This window comes from Klebsiella sp. BIGb0138 (assembly GCF_004342285.1).
GTDB lineage: Bacteria > Pseudomonadota > Gammaproteobacteria > Enterobacterales > Enterobacteriaceae > Klebsiella.
The window spans coordinates 391898-408439 of record NZ_SMCV01000001.1; the positions used below are offsets into that span (position 1 = coordinate 391898).

The window sequence follows — 16542 nt, forward strand, 5'->3', positions numbered from 1 at the left end:
ATACTCAATAAGGGTTAATTTGGTTTAAATATAAAAATGGCGGTTCTAAAATTCAGCACCACCATAATTAAGAGAAGAGAATTATCGCGGTGTCGATCTATTCAGCGGGCCAGGTTTACCAATCAGATAACCCTGGACCAAATCGCAGCCTAATTGCCGTAAAGAAGCTAACTGCTCTTCCGTCTCGACCCCTTCGGCGACAATGCGCATATGTAAACTTTTCCCCATGCTGATAATCAGGCGGACAATATCGAGATCGTCTTTCTGCATCGGGATATTAATCACAAATGAGCGGTCGATTTTTATCTTATCAAAGGGGAAATAGCTGAGGCGCGACAGTGACGAGTAGCCGGTACCGAAATCATCGATGGAAATTTGTATGCCCAGTTCCCGGAGCTGGCTGAGAATTTCTAAGGAACGGGTGTTTTCGTTAAACATATCCGACTCGGTAATTTCCAGATCCAGGCGATGCGGATCGAGGCCGGTTTTTTTCAGGACTGAGACGATCATCTCGGTCAGCGAACTGTTAATCAACTGAACAGGCGATACGTTAACCGAAACCTTAAGCGGTGAAGACCAGCTGGCCGCTTCCTCACAAGCGGTCCTGAGCACCCACTCGCCGAGGGGGTTGATCATCCCCGTCTTTTCAGCAACCGGGATGAAGGTGGTTGGCGGCACCACGCCGCGCAGCGGATGGAACCAGCGCACCAGCGCTTCATAACCATAGATTTCACCGCTGACCGTATCGGCTATCGGCTGGTAATAGACCTGGAACTCGCCATTATCCAGAGCCTGCAGCAGATCGTCCTCAAAGGATTTATTCTCCTGCAAACGCTGCAGCATGCCCGGGCGGAAGATTTTTACCGTCCCGGATTCCTCTTTTTTCGCCTCGTACAGCGCAAGATCGGCACATTTATATAAATAATCGCTACGGCTCTCCCGATCGGATATCACGATGCCGATACAGGCGCCGATATTGATCAGCGAGTCATAAATTTGATACGGCTGACTGATCTTTTCCCGAATGACATGCGCCCGTTCCAGCGCCATCTCTTCACTCAAATCACAGGAGACAAGCGCAAACTCATCGCCCCCCAGACGGTAGAGCGTTTCAGACGTTTTACGGAAGAAAGAGAGACGGCTGGCCAGCTCCTGCAGCAGTTTATCCCCGGCATCGTGGCCCAGCGAATCATTCACGTCTTTAAAATTATCGAGGTCAAACAGCATCACCACCGCGGAACCGTGATAAGGCCTGACCTGATTAACGATCTCCTGCAGCTTTTGCCAGAAAGAGAGCCGATTAGGCATGCCGGTCAATGAATCATGGTACGCATCATATTGCAGGCGACGGTTTTGCACCTGCAGCTTCTCTTTTGAGGCCTGCAGATCGTTGGCCAGCAGCTTCATACGCACGTGGGCGCGACGCAGGTTGTTATTCTGGCGAAGCATCAGCAATCCCAACGAAATACACATAATAATCAGCAGGATCGAGATGATTGAATAGATATAATACAGATTTTGTATTTTATCGTGAGTCAGATTAACAATGTCGATATCCTGCGCCAGCGACGTTGAGGCGATTGAGGTCATCGGCCCATCAAGCGCGTTCATCGCCCGCAACACCGGCTTGATCTGCGCAGGCGTCATGGTATCCAGCTGCTCGTCGAGCTGATGCAAGATATGAATCAAACTATCGACGGTGGCCTGGCGCCGGGTATCTTTGCGAATAAAATTGCCCAGATCGCCCTGCTGCAGCAGCTCAATCTGGCTCAACATGATCTCCAGACGCAGGCGAACCTCATCGCGATCGATGCTATCAACACCGAGCACAAAGCCGCTTAAACTCGACTCCAGCCGCATATATTCGGAAACCATCTGCGCGACTGACCAGGAGTCGGTATAGCGGGTTAATTTTTGCAACTCACTCTGACGCTCATGCACCAGATAGGTAATGTATCCGGTGATGATGAAAAGCGACAAAATAATGGCAGTAAGTATTCGATTCAAGATCAAACCCTTACTCAATGATAATTTTTGAAACTTGCCATGCCGAACGGGAATAATAGATCTGATTCTGTAAATCGGGGCTGCTATCGTACGGATAGACAATAAATAAAGGCCCCTTGTCGCGAATGCGCATATATTCGCCATTCATTTTTAAAGCCAGAATAACCGGGAACTGCTGAAAGTCATTGATGGGAACAATGGTCGTATAGTCATTGAGGGCGATGACCCGCGCGGATTTGCCTTTTGCGCCAACTAAATCCATGAGTTTGCTAAGGGAAACGCCGTCAAAACGGACCTTACCGGAGTACCACGGCGTGGTGGTGACGATTGTCTCCATCCCCAGCTTTTCTAACGCGGCGAGGTCAAACACCGCAGTATCACCTTCATTTGTATTTCCAATCAGGCCGGAAATGGTTAAAACGGGCTTTCCCGTTGGCGCAGGCAGTTTTTCTGCAAAAGCATTCGGTAAAACCATAACACAAAATAAAACTGCGAAAAGTAGACGCATTTAACTCACCATTCCGGAATTGGAGATAGGTTAATTGTAAACCATTCATGTCAATTCTTAAAAGCGGTCAGGCTACGGGTTGTGAGGTTCTTAATTAAAAATATTTTTTGCTTTCAGAACCCTCCGATCCCATGTTTACACCTGGTGATAAAAAGCACATTTTTTGCCATTAACGCAGAGCGTTCGCTAAAAATCTTTGCTCTCGTCCTGGCGCGCGGTAGTCTTTGTGGAGATGCGGCTATGACTGCGTCTCATTCCAATAATTACAAACTTTGTAACAGACAGGACAGAACAGGTATGGACTCAACGCTGATTTCCCCCCGCCACGGTAAAGAACCTTGTTCGCTCAGCCGCGCCAGAAGAGCCGCATGGGGCAGTTTCGCCGGCGCCGTCGTCGACTGGTACGACTTTTTGCTTTACGGTATTACCGCCGCCCTGGTATTTAACCGCGAATTTTTCCCGCAGATTAGCCCGGCGATGGGCACGCTTGCCGCATTCGCCACCTTCGGCGTTGGCTTTCTGTTTCGTCCCTTAGGCGGCATTATCTTCGGTCATTTTGGCGATCGCCTCGGGCGGAAACGGATGTTGATGATGACCGTCTGGATGATGGGAATTGCCACCGCCTGTATCGGCCTGCTGCCCTCCTTTAACCAGATTGGCTGGTGGGCCCCCGTGTTACTGGTGACTCTGCGCGCGATTCAGGGCTTCGCCGTTGGCGGCGAGTGGGGCGGCGCGGCGCTGCTGGCGGTGGAAAGCGCGCCTGAAAAGAAAAAAGCCTTCTACAGCAGCGGCGTCCAGGTCGGCTACGGCGTCGGCCTGCTGCTCTCCACCGGTCTGGTCTCGCTGATCAGCGCCAACACCAGCAATGAACAGTTCCTCAGCTGGGGCTGGCGTCTGCCCTTCTTGTTCAGCGTCGTGCTGGTGCTGGCCGCGCTGTGGATCCGCCACGGCATGGCCGAATCGGCCGAGTTCGAAGATCAGCAGCGTGCAGCCCCTGGCCAACCAAAGAAGCCGCGTCTGCCGGTCGTCGAAGCGCTATTCCGCCATCCCGGCGCTTTTTTGCTAATAATCGCCCTGCGCCTGTGCGAACTGCTGACCATGTATATCGTCACCGCCTTCGCCCTGAACTACTCGACGCAGAACCTCGGCCTGCCGCGTGAACTGTTCCTCAACATCGGCCTGCTGGTCGGCGGGATTAGCTGTCTGACGATCCCCTGCTTCGCCTGGCTGGCTGACCGCTTTGGCCGTCGGCGGATCTACATCACCGGCGCGCTGATCGGTACCCTCAGCGCTTTCCCGTTCTTTATGGCGCTGGAAAGCCAGTCGTATTTCTGGATCCTGTTCTTCGCCTTGATGCTGGCCAATATCGCCCATGATATGGTGGTTTGCGTACAGCAGCCGATGTTCACCGAGATGTTTGGCGCCCGCTATCGCTACAGCGGCGCCGGAGTCGGCTATCAGGTCGCCAGCGTCGTCGGGGGCGGCTTTACGCCTTTTATCGCCGCCGCACTCGTCACCTTCTCCGGCGGCTCATGGCATAGCGTGGCGATTTACCTGACCGTCGGCTGCCTGCTCTCTGCCGTCACGGCGATGCTGATGAAAAAAAGTCCTCACGCCTGAGCGCATTGCGGACGGCGGAAAAGCGCCGTCCAGAAAAGGAGATATCATGATTCAGGACAGCCGAATGGCCTGCTGGCCCAGCGGGTTTCATCACCAACAGCTTCCTCTGCAGCACTGCCCGGATCCGACGCTTGCCGAACAGCCGCTGTTTGAGCAGGCCCGCAGCGGTGAAGCGGTTGCCCAGCTGTGGCAGGCGCCGCAGGGATTTGTCGTGCCGGGCAGCTACCGCAAATTTAGCGAGCTCAGCGCGGTCAGCACGCGCTTTGCTCAACGCGGCTGGCCGGTATGGTTACGCCGCTCTGGTGGTGGGCTGGTGCCGCAGGGGCCGGGGATTATCAACCTTAGCCTTGCCTGGCCGGTGTCTCAGCCGCTGGGCGAAGCGGCAGAGCCGATCTATCTCCTGCTCTGCGGGCTACTGCAACGTACGCTGGCGACATTCGGCGTCAGCAGTCATTTTCAGGCGGTCAGCGGCTCTTTCTGCGACGGGCGCTACAATCTGGCCTGCGGCGAAGGCGACAATGTGCGTAAAATTGCCGGTACCGCGCAGTACTGGCGGCCGCTGCCCGAAGGCAAGGGCCATGTGGTGCTCGCCCACGCGGTGATATTACTCGAAGCGGACCTGCTCGCCGCCCATCAGGCGGCCAACGAATTTGAAACCCGGCTCAACAGCGGCCGCGTCTATCGCGCGGATAAGACCGTCACGCTGGCGCAGCTCCTGCCCGGCGAAACCCGGTTACTTCCCCGCTTCCGCCAGGCGCTGATGGCGCAGCTGGCGGATCTCAGCTGAAAGTGCTCTTCAGATAACGGCTGAAGGTTTCCACCGCCCGCGACACGCGCGGCGCAAATGGCCGAATGACATACAGCTGCGGCGCAAAGACGTCCACCGGCCGCCAGCCTGGCAGCAGCTCCTGAACGAGGCCGCGGCCAATCGCCTCCCGGGCGCTAAAATCCGGCAGCAGGGCAATCCCCAGCCCCGCCAGCACCGCATCGCGCAGCGATTCGCTGTTATTGGTGGCGAAAGGCCCATGAACCTTCACGCTCACACGTTCGGAGCGCCCATTACAGGAGGCAAATGTCCACTCCGGGCTTTGCGGCCCGCGCGGATAGGTCAGACACTGATGGTGACGCAGCGCCTCGGGCCCCTCCGGGCGACCAAAACGACGGATATACTCCGCCGATGCGACAATCAGCGTCGCGGTCTGACACAGAGGCCACGCGACGTGGGTATCCGGCAGCGCCTCCCGGCGGCAGTGGCGAATCGCCAGGTCAAATCCCTCGCTGGCCAACGATACCAGCCGATCGGTAACCTCAAGCTGTAGCTGAAGCTGCGGGTGCTGATGCAGAAACGGGGTAATCGCCGGCACCAGCTGCTGACGGGAAAACGCCACCGGCGCCGTGACCCGCAACGTCCCCCGCAGCGGCCCGCCTTCATCACAGGTTGCGCTAAAGATGTCCCGCAGCTGGCCGAAAGGTTCATTCAGCTCGGCCACCAGCCGCAGCCCGTCTTCGCTCAGCGTCACGTTGCGGGTAGTGCGATGTACCAGCGTCTTGCCGGTAATACGCTCCAGTTCGCTAATTTTCTGGCTGATGGCCGATTTGCTGACCGCCAGCTTTTCCGCCGCGCGGGTATAGCTCTTTTGCTCCTCCAGCACCGTCAGCCAGTACAGATGGGTCCAGTAACTCTCGGGGCGGATTTCGCTCATAGTGATTGTTCACCAGTAAAAACAATGAATTCAAATATAGCGGTTTTTGCTCATCAGGGCATGGGGTAGCTTTATGGGTGTCAGCTTTTTCATCAACAGACTCAAGGAGCGCCCGCCATGCCATTATTGACATTTGATGTGATTGAAGGTCGAACTGCACGCGAAATCAAAACCCTGCTGGATGCGGCTCATCGTGCCGTTATCCGGGCCTTTAAAGTGCCGGAGCGCGACCGTTACCAGATTGTTCACGAAAATAAAGCACACCATATGGTGATTGAGGATACCGGGCTGGGCCTGACGCGGAGCAAAAGTCTGGTGGTGGTACGGGTATTCACCAGTCCCCGTAGCGAAGAGCAGAAGCAGCTGTTCTACGCCACGCTGCTCGCTGAGCTGCAGGAGCACTGCGGGCTGAGCGCGGATGATTTAATGATTTCCGTGATCGGCAATCAGCAAGGCGACTGGAGTTTTGGCCGCGGCGTCGCCCAGTATATGACCGGGGAGCTGTGAGCCGCAGAGCCAGCAGCCGCTACGAATGCGGCGCGGCGGCCATGCGCAGGCGGGCCTTTTGCTCGATATTTTCCAGCAGCTCCTGCACATCATCCTCATCAATATCGAGGAACTGCCCGTCAAGCAGCGCGGCGTGAATATCTTCCCGGGTTACCGGGATACCCAGCGGGACGACCTGAGGTTTGACCTCTTCCGCCGCTAGAGGATGCGGATAGCGGCGCCCGACCAGATTATTGAAGATGATGGCCAGCAGCGCCAGCATGGCTGAATTCAGCAGCACCGGAGTCAGCACAAAGTGGTATCCCGCGCTGTGGATGCCCGCTCCGCCGAGGATTGCCGTCAGCGCCACGGCGCCGCCGGGCGGGTGCAGGCAGCGAAGAAAATACATCGCCGCGATGGCCAGCCCGGCAGCCAGACCGCAGGCCAGTGCCAGGTTGGGAACCAGCAGCCCGACGGTGACGCCGATCAGTGCCGAAAGCACATTGCCACCGACAATTGACCACGGCTGGGCTAACGGACTGCTGGGGACCCCAAACAACAACACCGCGGAAGCCCCCATCGGGGCGATAAACCACAGGTTGACCTCGCCCAGCAGCCAGTGGCTGAACATACTGGTGACAGCCAGTCCGGTGCCCGCGCCAATCGATCCGAGGAGAATATGTTTTCTGGCAACCGGCAGCGCATGCGGCTTGAGGCGTCCTAAAAAAATGCGCAACCGCGAAAACAGAGCGGAGGGTAACACGCTTAACATCTGACAACTCACCACGTCATAATCATAACTTATGCTTCATTGTCTTTTTTTAACCATATTTTAACAACCTTATCTTTATCATGGCTACCGCCCCCCGGAATTTAGCGATACGCCGCAGTTATGTGATTCCCGCACACTACGTTAGAATCTTTTTCCCTAACCAGGGTTTCACCCACTCTACGGATTGAAGGTCATAATATAGTGAATAATAAGACAAATTTAGTGAAAGAAGTGGCATGGGCCAGCCAGAATATGCCGCGTACCCTGCGTCAGGTCGCCGCCCTTCCCGACCTGAGCCACGTTCGCCTGGCCTGCTGTATGCATCTGGATATGAAAATGATCCCGCTGGTACAGGGGATTCTGGAAAAAGGGGCGAAAGTGTTTTTAACCACCTGTAACCCCACCACCGTCCAGGATGAGGTGGTTGCCTGGCTGGTAGAGCGCGGCGCGGAAGCCTGCGCCTGGCGCGATATGAGCGAGTCCGACTGGCGGCGCTCCTGGGAACAAGCCATCGCCTGGGGCCCCACCCATCTGTGCGAAATGGGGGCCGATATTACTACCCTGCTCCACCAGCGCGGCGAGTTTGGCAACATCGTGGCGGGCCTTGAGGCCACCGGCTCCGGCGTCAGTCGTCTTGGCGATATCCGCCCGGGCTACCCTATTTTTAACTGGGATGACCTGCCGGTTAAAGAGGGTCTGCATAATCGCCATATGGTGGGCCTCACCGCCTGGCATACCTTCTTCCAGACCACGCATCTGACCCTGCATGAGAAAAAGGTACTGGTCATTGGCTACGGTCTGGTGGGCCAGGGCGTCGCAGCGGCGGCCAAAGCCTTTGGCGGACAGGTGATGGTGGCGGAAATCGACCCCGCCCGTCGCCTGCAGGCCGCCTATGATGGCTGGCACGTCGTCGACCTGCAGGAGGCCATCGCCGCAGCCGATGTGGTGGCAACGGCAACCGGCGGCAAAAAAGTGGTCAACCGCCAGGCGCTGGATAAGGCCAAAGATGGCGTATTTATCCTCAACGTGGGCCACGTCGCGGAAGAGATCGATTGTGAGTACCTGCGGCAGTTCAGCCATGAAGAGGTGATGCCGTACATTAACGCCTGGCGGATGGAGAATAAAACCGTCTATCTGATGGCTAACGGCTCAATGCTGAATCTGACCGCAGGGTTTGGTGATAGCCTCAACGCCTTTGACGTGACCCTGGCGGTGATGGCAAGCGGGATCCATCACATCGTGACTGACGGTATGAAAGCCGCGGCAGAGGTCTATTTGCTGCCGCAGAACGTTTGGCAAAAAGCGCTATAGCCGCCCGCAACGAGTTCAGGGTGCCATCGGCGCCCTGATTCAGGTTTAGCGGCTTTCCGGCAATACAATATTGCTCTCAGCCAGCGTGCCCATCTCATTAAATACCGTACAGGCCGCCTCCACCAGCTGCATCGCCAGCGCTGCGCCGCTTCCCTCGCCGAGACGCATCCCCATATCTAAATAGGGCTCCAGCCGCAGGTGCTCGAGGGCAATACGCGCCCCTTTTTCTGCCGACAGATGCGAAGGGATCAGGTAAGGATGAACCGCCGGAGCCAGACGACAGGCGGCCAGCGCCGAGGCATAGGAGAGGAAACCGTCCAGCACCACCGGCAGCCCGCAGGAGGCGGCCCCCAGCATAACGCCGGTCATGCCGACCAGATCGAAGCCCCCCACTTTTGCCAGCACGTCGAGGCCATCTTCAGGCTGCGGCTGGTTGACGGCGATCGCCTGGCGTACGACATCCGCTTTGTGCGCCAGCTGCGATACCGGTAGATTAGCGCCGATCCCCACCACGTCACGCGCATCATGCCCGGTCAGCACGCTGACTACCGCCGCAGCCGGCGTCGTGTTAGCCATACCGAGCTCGCCGACGCCAAACAATCTGACGCCCTCAGCCGCCAGCTCCCGGGTAAAACGTATACTCGCCAGCAGCAACGTCGTCGCCTGCTCCCGGCTCATGGCCGCGGTGCGGGCAATATTGGCGCTGCCGCGCGCCATTTTCATATTCACCAGTCCGGGGAGCGGATCCGCATCGATACCGGCGTCCACCACATGTACCTGCGCCCCCGCCAGTGCCGCCAGTACGCAAACGCCGGTATTTTTCCGGGTCATGTTGGCCGCCTGAATCGCGGTGATGACCTGAGGTGAGATGGCGACCCCTTCATGCCAGACGCCATGGTCGGCGCACATCACCACGATGGCTTTCTCCGTCAGACGCAGCTGCCCCTGCAACCCCGGCATGCCGGCCAGCTGTACGGCCAGTGCTTCCAGACGCCCTAAACTGCCCGGTGGCTTTAATAAACCATCCAGATGCAGCTGTGCCTGGGCCATCGCGGTTCGATCCGGCAGCGGAATGGCGGCGATGAAAGCAGAAAGAGTGTCCATCATGTTCCTCGTAGCATTTTTCAGTGATTTACCGTCGCCCGTCGCAAACAGCGTCGCGCTCCGCAGGCAGCGTTACACGGCGGTTCGCCGCAGGGGGAAGGATATCAATCAGAGGGAGGGGGCATCCCCGGCGGCGCGAGTCGCCGCCGGGCAGGTACAGCGTGATTACTCAGCGATCTTCTCTTCGACCTTCGCTTCGCCAATCACTTTCAGCTTTTTGGAAATGTCGCGACGTTCTTTCGACAGTTCGGCGTTTTTGATGATGTAATCATCAACACGATCTTCGTAATCGCTTTTCATGCTGGCGATGATGCCCTGAATAGCTTCAACGCTCATGCCCGGTTTGATGTAGTCACTGAGGTTGTCCAGCAGCAGTACGCGCTTCTGGTTATCACGGATCTTTTTCTCAACGTCCTGAATTTCACGCTGCAGCTTGTTCTTACGACGGTACAGGCGAACAAACTCCAGTACGTCCTGGAAAGAAGGCTTAGTTGTTTCCATTTTTACACCCCTAATATTTGAGATTCGGATTCGCTAAAGCGACTGCTATATAGGGCTAACATAACTGTTAGCAGCCGCGGATGACAATGTTTTTTCCTTTATGTTTATCATACCCCTAAATGCTGCTGAATCGAAGCAACCGGTGGGTAAATTGCACGCATCTGGCTGTTATTTACGCAAAGCGCGGCAGATCAAATTCGACAGCAGCTCAAGCTGGCGCGCCAGTTCAATCGTCAACCAGACGTAGCCGTGGATCGGCGTTTCCGCCAGGTTATCCCCCTGATGCGCTTCCATTAGCTCGCGCAGCTCGGCAACGATCTCATTGAGTTTTTCGCTGTTGGCGCGAATCGGCTGCGGATTACCTTCATACAGCGCATGCGCGATGGTCAATAATGTTTGCTGGGTCATCTGCTGGGTTTCACGCAGCGTATGGGCGTTCAGCATCACGAAATGGCCAGAACGCGAAATCCAGTAAGCGTTGATCTGCAGCTCCAGCATGCAGACCAGGTTGCGGCTGACGGTCTGAATCGCTTCGAAGATGGCCTTCTGGATATGGGTTTCTTTGCTGGCCGGCGTAATCAACCCGCGCATCTTCACCACGTCGTTGAGCACCTGTTGCAGATGTTTTTCCAGCCGCGGCCTTTCCACCAGGTTCGGGGAAAACCCGGCCTGGTAGAGGCGATTGAAGGCGGTAACGTAACTGGCCATCTGGATCCGCCAGTGCAGGAAGGCCCGCTGCGGCCAGATACCGGTGAACAGCATGGCCAGCAGCGAGCCGAAGATAACGTCTCCGCTTCGCCAGAGCGCGGTGTGCATATCGCCCGGCGGCGCTCCGACCACCACCGCCAGGGTAATGCCAATAAGCAGCGCCTGATACGGTTTTTTGCCCAACGCCAGCCAGCCGCAGAGGAACATGGCCACCGCGCACCACAGCACCATGATGGGTAAGGAGATAAGCTCAAGTTTTAGCGCCACCAGCCCGAGCGCCGAGCCAAGAATGGTCCCGCCGATACGCTCAAAGGCGCGCGGCACCACGTTGCCCCAGAACGAAATCGGCCCCATCACCACCACCAGGGTAATCAGGGGCCAGGTCCCTTCCGGGACATTCAGCAGACGTACCAACAAAAATGTGAGGACAAAAGCCAAAGCGATCCGAATACCGTGTACCACCCGATAGTGGCGATACAGGCGAATTTCAAAAGGCTTTAGTGATTTATCAGCGCGCACGGCCCTCTCCAGCAAGAAGCAAAGGCCAATTGTAACTGCTTTTTCAGCACAAGCAGCACGCTAATCTAAAAAACCTTGCCTGTAGCAGGGACGCCCGTTTATTTCCCGCCACGTTCGACCGCGACATACATCTCAATGTCCCAGTAGCCGTCCTGATTGCCATCGTTCAGATAGACTTCAAAGCAGGGTTGTGCCGCAATCTGATACTCCTTGCTTTGCATCAGGCTGTTGAAGAACTGCAGCCACGGCGTGGAGAAATCATGATCCACCACCCGCGCGCGGGCGAAAGCATACTCACCGCCGGCAATCTCGGTCAGAATCACCCCTTCGCTATTCGGCGGGATCACATAATCATCGGCGACCGTCACCGCCGTATCGCAGCGCAGTTTCTCAGGCGGAACCTGATCGGGATTATCGTAATAGACGGCAACCCATTCCTGCGCCGGCACCTGACTGTTGCTGACCCAGGCCATCAGCTGTTCAAAGCCCTGTTTAACGGTCTGCTCCCAGGGCCCTACCAGATGAAAACCGGCAATTTTCTTGTTGCCGACGGACTTCACGCTGTAGTTCATGTTGCCTCCGCGATTGATTGAATACTGTATATATATACATGCAATGTAGCAGGCAGCCAGAAAACAGTATGTGCGCTGATTCACAGAGTCGCCATCGCCGGAGGCTGAAAAATGACGTCGCCCGCTTTCCACGCGGCGTTTACTTCAACCGCACCTCAACGCGCCCTTCGCTTTCATTGTCTTCGCCCGGCCGTTTATCGATACTCGCTATATAAATAACGACATAACGATAAAGAGGACCTATGCAAGGAAAAATCAAGTACACGCTCATGGCGCTGCTGGTGTGGCAGCTGACCCCGGCGGCCATGGCGCAGGATATTCGCGTCACCTATGCCGGTTCGATGGGGAAGGTCATGGATCAGGGGCTAGGCCCGGCGTTTGCCAAAGCGCAAAACGGCGATTATCAGGGACAAGGCCAGGGCGCCTACGGCATGGCGCGCCTGCTGGCCAGCCATAAGCTGACCGCCGACGTTTTTGTCTCAATAACCCCGGGTCCGATGCAGATTCTGAAAGACGCCGGTTTGATTGACGACGCGATACCGGTCGCCAGCACCAGCATGGTGGTCGCGTACAGCCCGAAAGGAAAATACGCCGCGCAATTTGCCGCGGCGAATAAAAATCAGGATGCCTCGTGGCTGAATCTACTGTCGCAGAAAGACGTCCGCTTTGGCCGCACCGACCCGTACGTCGATCCGAAAGGCCAGAATATCGTCTTTACCCTGCTGCTGGCCGAGAAGTATTACCGCCAGCCGGGCATCAGTGAAAAAATCCTCGGCGAACTGCAAAACCCGGCGCAGACCCACCAGGAAGGCGGCCTGCTGAGCCGCCTGGAAAGCGGCCAGGTCGATGCCGCGGCGGGCTATGAAAGTGAAGTGATCTCCGCGCACCTGCCGTACGTCGCGCTGCCCGATGAAATTAACCTCAGCAACCCGGCAATGGCGAAACAGTGGTACGACACCGTCAGTTTCACCATTAAGGACAGCGCCGGTAAAGACCAGACGCTGCATACTCAGCCGCTGGTTTTCTACGCCGCGGTGCTGAAAAACGCCCCGAACGGCGTGGAACAAGGGCAAAAATTTGTCCAGTTCATGCAAAGCGCCCAGGGGCAGCAGCTGTTTAAACAATACGGCTATGCCGCGGCGAAAGGAGATAATTTATACGCCAGGTAAAACGCGCCGGGCGCATTGCCGGCTGGCTCTCGCTGCCGGCATTGCTGCTGCTCAGCGTCCCCTTTCTGACCTTAATCAGCGTCACGCCGTGGCATCATCTGCGCCTTGCCTGGCGCGACGACGATGCGATCCTCGTGTCGATGGGGCTGGGGTGCCTGGCGCTGGCGACGATCGTGGCGATAGGCCTGCCGACCGCCTGGTGGCTGTCGCAGGCCCGCGGTCGTCCGCGTCTGCTGGCGGAATTGCTGTTGATGATCCCGCTGCTGACCCCGCCGCTGGCGATGGGTATTTTACTGGTCAGCGCCTATGGCCCCTACGGACTGGCCGGCCAGTGGCTGACGCGGATGGGCGTCACGCTGGTCAACAATCCCGCCGCCTTTGTCCTCGCTCAGGTCTACGGCGCGCTACCCTACTTTATCGTGGTCGCCCGCTCGGCGTTCGCCACGGTGCCGAAAGCGATCCTTGAAGCCGGGCAAACGCTGGGCGCCTCGGGCTGGAACCGTTTTCGTTTTCTCGCCCTGCCGCTGGCGCTGCCGGGGCTGGCCTCCGCGGTGGCTCTGGCCTGGGTACGCGCCGTCGGCGAGTTCGGCATTGTGATGATCTTTGCCTACTTCCCCCAGGGGATCCCGGTAAAACTCTATACCAATCTGCAAAACGACGGCGTTGACGCGGTCTATACCCTGCTGTGGATGCTGCTGATCGTCACCCTGCCTCTGCCGCTGGCCTGCTTTGCGTTGGGAAGAGGCGCGACGTGGCGGCGAAAAACGCCGCCGCCGGCTACAAACTAAACGGTAGTTCAATCCCCATACTGGCGCCCAGGTCGTCGCTGTCGCTGTGGCCGGCGTCGGTATACCACACCGAGGTGCTGAGGCGCACCGTTGGCGTCACGTCGCCGCTCCAGCCCAGCTGCACGCCCTTCAGCGTATCGGCGTGCGGGAACGCTTTATTAATCCGCTGATTTTCCGGGTTCACCTCGGCGTAGACCAGACGCGCGCTCCAGCGCTGGTTCTCCTCGGTCACCAGCTCAACCTTGCCGGCATACAGCCTTCCGTCGCCGCCCAGCGCATCGCCTAGCGGGTAGCCCTGTTGGTAATAGCCGTCTTTATAGATAAAGTGGTTGTAGACGTAGTTGGTGCGCCCCATATTCGAACGGGTATCGTGAGCCTCGAGGTACCAGTTAATGGCGTTGCTATTCCACTGGTGGTGCCCTTCCACGCCGCCGAGATAGAGATGGGCGGACGGCAGATACCCGGCTTCATCCTCGCCGATCATCTGCCCGTAGACGCTCACCGGCCAGCCCGTGGTCGGCGCCAGCTTCAGTTTAAAATCAAAGCCCGCCAGCTGATTGCCGGGATCGTCCGCCGAATCGCCGGTGTTATCGCGCCCGGAGAGCCCCTCCCAGAAGCTACCAAACGAGGAGGGCCGTCCCTCGCCCCCCCACTGCATAATGCGCGAAGCCCCCAGTTCCAGGGAGGAAAACGGCGAGAGCGTCAGGCGGCCGCCGAAGATTTTGGTGTGCGGTACCGCGGCGTACTGACTCATCTGGCTGGCGGAAATCTGGTACTGCCAGGGGCCGATCCAGCTTAGCCAGGCGCTCTCCGGCGCCTGCTGTTCGGCGCGTTGCAGCAGAAAACCGGTCAGCGGCCGCGCGGCGTCGGAGCGGATCAGGCTCCCCTCATAGCCGGGCCCCCACCACTGCGGAATTTGCCCAAACGCCAGCCACTGGTTCCACAGCTTCACCGCCCCGTAAGCGCCGTTGGCATTCACCGCGGACCCATTGTCGATGCGTTTGTCCCCTTCGACATTGCCCTGCAGATGCAGATCCCACCCTTCGCCGCTGGTATTCAGCGCGAGGGAGAGCGCGCGATCCGCGGGCTGAGATTGGGCAAAACCCTGCGGCGTCCCCGGCCTGTCCGTCGAGCTGTAGCCGCTGATACGGACAGCGGTTTTTAGTGACCTGAGTCGCCGCTCGACCCGGATTAACACTCCCCGCTCGGCTGAAGTGGTCGGATGCGCATTCGCCAGCGCGCGGGTAATCTCCTCTTCGCTCAGGGGCCAGGTCGATAAACTCAAGGCGAGGGTTCCACGATCGGATAGCCATGCTAAATCATTGCGCAATTCGTTATCGCCCGGAACCAGACCAGAGGCAAAACCTGGGGTACTCAATACAGCAAAAAATCCCAGAGAAAGCGCGCGACGCGCAAAATATTTCATCTTCCCAGCTCCATTTTCGGCGCGCGGGCGCCGGCGTATTTCCTGAAGGGTGAGCAGGTAAGGTAATGGACTGAAACTAAACGAAGCGCCAACCAGCGCCATAACAATGTCGCGCCAGAAAAGATGCCGCCCGATCAAAGAGCGGCAGGAGGGTTACAGCTTTTGCTGGAAATAATCGCGCATTCGCGAGAACAGTCCGCCCTTGCCGACGCTTTCCAGCGTCACCAGCGGCCAGTGGGCAACCACTTTGTCGCCATCATAGAGCGAGATTTCTCCGACCCGCTGATTGGCGGCAATCGGCGCTTCGAGCTCTTTTTTATCCAGCACGTATTTGGCCTTGATACGCGACACTTCCGACTTCGGCAACGCTAACCAGAAATCCTGGTCGGTACCCAGCTGGATTTGTTGTTTATCGCCGTACCAGATGTGTTCGCTCCCGACCATTTTACCTTTTTGCAGCACCTGGACGGTATCGAAGTTTTGCTGCCCCCAGTGCAGCAGCTTCGCCGCCTGCTGTTCGCGACCTTTCGGGCTCTCTGCCCCCATCACCACGGCAATCAACCGCCGCTGACCGTCCACCGCGGACGCTATCAGGTTAAAGCCGGCGCCGGAGGTGTGCCCGGTCTTCAGGCCGTCGACGTTCATGGTTTTATCCCACAGCAGTCCGTTGCGGTTCTGCTGGGTGATGCCGTTCCACGTCAGGCTTTTTTCGCTGTACATATGGTACACCTCCGGCTCGCCGTGAATGATGGCTCTGGAGAGCACCGCCAGGTCGTAGGCGGAGCTGTGCTGGCCTGGCGCATCCAGACCATGCACGGTCTCAAAATGGCTGTCCTGCAGATGCAGTTTCTCGACGTACTCGTTCATCATCGCCACAAACTGCGCTTCCCCGCCGGCCACGTAATCCGCCAGCGCCACACAGGCGTCGTTACCGGAATCGACGATTAAGCCGCGGCTTAAATCACGCACGCTGACCCGGTCGCCGGGTTTAAGGAACATAAGCGATGAGCCATTAAAAACGGGATTGCCTTTCGCCCAGGCGTCGCGGCCGACGGTGACAATATCGTCAAAGGTGATACGGTGGCTGTCGATGGCGCGATCGACGACATAACCGGTCATTAATTTCGTCAGGCTGGCAGGGTTGCGCTGCTGGTGTTCATTCCCCGCAGTCAATATCTGCCCGGTGGTGTAATCCATCAGTACCCAGGAGCCTGCCTGGATGGCAGGTGGCGTCACGGTGACGGGAAAATCATTGCCAGCGAATGCGCAAGAAACGCTCGAAGCGAGCAAAGTAACAGCAATAAAAAAACGGCCTTTCAACGGCATATCCTCTAGATTTACAGATCCG

Annotated in this window: 16 protein-coding genes; 6 read left to right on the plus strand and 10 right to left on the minus strand. The window is 57.4% G+C overall.

What is annotated here, in order from left to right; translation table 11 throughout:
• Positions 1-81: 81 nt before the first annotated feature.
• Complete coding sequence (locus tag EDF73_RS01960) at positions 82-2007, minus strand: bifunctional diguanylate cyclase/phosphodiesterase (protein ID WP_132725148.1); 1926 nt, start codon at positions 2005-2007, stop codon at positions 82-84.
• Positions 2008-2017: 10 nt separating this feature from the next.
• Positions 2018-2515, minus strand: a complete 498-nt coding sequence (locus EDF73_RS01965) for a molybdopterin-dependent oxidoreductase (RefSeq protein WP_132725150.1) — start codon at positions 2513-2515, stop codon at positions 2018-2020.
• A gap of 297 nt (positions 2516-2812) precedes the next feature.
• Here EDF73_RS01965 and shiA point away from each other — a divergent pair, with 297 nt between their 5' ends.
• Together shiA and EDF73_RS01975 are read left to right on the plus strand one after the other, a co-directional pair.
• A complete protein-coding gene (shiA, locus tag EDF73_RS01970) occupies positions 2813-4135 on the plus strand; it encodes a shikimate transporter (protein ID WP_132725152.1) in 1323 nt (440 codons plus the stop codon).
• 46 nt (positions 4136-4181) lie between these two features.
• Complete coding sequence (locus tag EDF73_RS01975) at positions 4182-4922, plus strand: lipoate--protein ligase family protein (RefSeq protein WP_132725154.1); 741 nt, start codon at positions 4182-4184, stop codon at positions 4920-4922.
• Here EDF73_RS01975 and EDF73_RS01980 read toward each other — a convergent pair.
• Positions 4915-5838: a LysR family transcriptional regulator gene (locus EDF73_RS01980; RefSeq protein WP_132725156.1), complete on the minus strand. Its 924-nt coding sequence runs from the start codon at positions 5836-5838 to the stop codon at positions 4915-4917. The two genes, EDF73_RS01975 and EDF73_RS01980, sit on opposite strands and share 8 nt — an antisense overlap.
• 117 nt (positions 5839-5955) lie before the next feature.
• Here EDF73_RS01980 and EDF73_RS01985 point away from each other — a divergent pair, with 117 nt between their 5' ends.
• On the plus strand, positions 5956-6345 hold the full coding sequence (locus EDF73_RS01985; protein WP_132725158.1) for a tautomerase family protein: 390 nt from the start codon (positions 5956-5958) through the stop codon (positions 6343-6345).
• 19 nt (positions 6346-6364) lie between these two features.
• Here the strand turns inward: EDF73_RS01985 and EDF73_RS01990 are convergent, their stop codons facing one another.
• A complete protein-coding gene (locus EDF73_RS01990) occupies positions 6365-7096 on the minus strand; it encodes an HPP family protein (protein ID WP_132725160.1) in 732 nt (243 codons plus the stop codon).
• A 201-nt stretch (positions 7097-7297) separates the two neighbouring features.
• Between EDF73_RS01990 and EDF73_RS01995 the strand changes: the two genes are divergently transcribed.
• Complete coding sequence (locus EDF73_RS01995; protein WP_132725162.1) at positions 7298-8407, plus strand: adenosylhomocysteinase; 1110 nt, start codon at positions 7298-7300, stop codon at positions 8405-8407.
• Between the two features lie 45 nt (positions 8408-8452).
• Here EDF73_RS01995 and cobT read toward each other — a convergent pair whose 3' ends face one another.
• The 4 genes from cobT to sbmC form a co-directional block, all read right to left on the minus strand.
• On the minus strand, positions 8453-9511 hold the full coding sequence (gene cobT / locus EDF73_RS02000; protein WP_132726258.1) for a nicotinate-nucleotide--dimethylbenzimidazole phosphoribosyltransferase: 1059 nt from the start codon (positions 9509-9511) through the stop codon (positions 8453-8455).
• Between the two features lie 165 nt (positions 9512-9676).
• Positions 9677-10012, minus strand: coding sequence for a DUF496 family protein (locus EDF73_RS02005; protein WP_132725164.1), 336 nt, complete (start codon positions 10010-10012; stop codon positions 9677-9679).
• 168 nt (positions 10013-10180) lie between these two features.
• Positions 10181-11239 carry an FUSC family protein gene (locus EDF73_RS02010; protein ID WP_132725166.1) on the minus strand — a complete coding sequence of 353 codons (1059 nt, stop codon included), beginning with the start codon at positions 11237-11239 and terminating at the stop codon, positions 10181-10183.
• A 98-nt stretch (positions 11240-11337) separates the two neighbouring features.
• Positions 11338-11811, minus strand: coding sequence for a DNA gyrase inhibitor SbmC (gene sbmC / locus EDF73_RS02015; protein ID WP_132725168.1), 474 nt, complete (start codon positions 11809-11811; stop codon positions 11338-11340).
• Positions 11812-12080: 269 nt separating this feature from the next.
• Between sbmC and EDF73_RS02020 the strand changes: the two genes are divergently transcribed.
• Together EDF73_RS02020 and EDF73_RS02025 are read left to right on the plus strand one after the other, a co-directional pair.
• Positions 12081-12980 carry an extracellular solute-binding protein gene (locus tag EDF73_RS02020; RefSeq protein WP_243655197.1) on the plus strand — a complete coding sequence of 300 codons (900 nt, stop codon included), beginning with the start codon at positions 12081-12083 and terminating at the stop codon, positions 12978-12980.
• Between the two features lie 14 nt (positions 12981-12994).
• Positions 12995-13768: an ABC transporter permease subunit gene (locus EDF73_RS02025; RefSeq protein WP_132725172.1), complete on the plus strand. Its 774-nt coding sequence runs from the start codon at positions 12995-12997 to the stop codon at positions 13766-13768.
• On the opposite strand, the gene EDF73_RS02030 is transcribed toward EDF73_RS02025, so the two are convergent.
• Both EDF73_RS02030 and dacD read right to left on the minus strand, forming a co-directional pair.
• Positions 13758-15194 carry a capsule assembly Wzi family protein gene (locus tag EDF73_RS02030; protein WP_132725174.1) on the minus strand — a complete coding sequence of 479 codons (1437 nt, stop codon included), beginning with the start codon at positions 15192-15194 and terminating at the stop codon, positions 13758-13760. The two genes, EDF73_RS02025 and EDF73_RS02030, sit on opposite strands and share 11 nt — an antisense overlap.
• Before the next feature lie 153 nt (positions 15195-15347).
• On the minus strand, positions 15348-16514 hold the full coding sequence (dacD, locus tag EDF73_RS02035; protein ID WP_165905620.1) for a serine-type D-Ala-D-Ala carboxypeptidase DacD: 1167 nt from the start codon (positions 16512-16514) through the stop codon (positions 15348-15350).
• Positions 16515-16542 lie beyond the last annotated feature (28 nt).